Genomic DNA, 687 nt, shown 5'->3' with positions numbered 1-687 from the left:
GTGTTGTATGGTTAAGCCTCACGGGCAATTAGTATCAGTTAGCTCAATGCCTCACAGCACTTACACACCTGACCTATCAACGTCGTAGTCTCCGACAACCCTTTAGGATACTTAAAGTATCAGGGAAGACTCATCTCAGGGCTCGCTTCCCGCTTAGATGCTTTCAGCGGTTATCGATTCCGAACTTAGCTACCGGGCAATGCGTCTGGCGACACAACCCGAACACCAGAGGTTCGTCCACTCCGGTCCTCTCGTACTAGGAGCAGCCCCCTTCAATCTTCCAACGCCCACGGCAGATAGGGACCGAACTGTCTCACGACGTTCTAAACCCAGCTCGCGTACCACTTTAAATGGCGAACAGCCATACCCTTGGGACCGACTTCAGCCCCAGGATGTGATGAGCCGACATCGAGGTGCCAAACACCGCCGTCGATATGAACTCTTGGGCGGTATCAGCCTGTTATCCCCGGAGTACCTTTTATCCGTTGAGCGATGGCCCTTCCATTCAGAACCACCGGATCACTATGACCTGCTTTCGCACCTGCTCGAATTGTCATTCTCGCAGTCAAGCGGGCTTATGCCATTGCACTAACCTCACGATGTCCAACCGTGATTAGCCCACCTTCGTGCTCCTCCGTTACTCTTTGGGAGGAGACCGCCCCAGTCAAACTACCCACCAGGCACTGT

The 687-nt window shown here is 53.6% G+C and carries 1 rRNA gene; it reads right to left on the bottom strand.

The features are described 5' to 3' along the window. Window positions 1–7: 7 nt before the first annotated feature. A 23S ribosomal RNA gene (locus ACF8OV_RS04910) occupies window positions 8–687 on the bottom strand; the annotation flags it as partial.

The organism is Vibrio sp. GLN_1 (assembly GCF_043106015.1).
GTDB lineage: Bacteria > Pseudomonadota > Gammaproteobacteria > Enterobacterales > Vibrionaceae > Vibrio > Vibrio parahaemolyticus.
The sequence above is the reverse complement of the archived record's forward strand: the minus strand, read 5'-3'. Positions and strand labels throughout refer to the sequence as shown.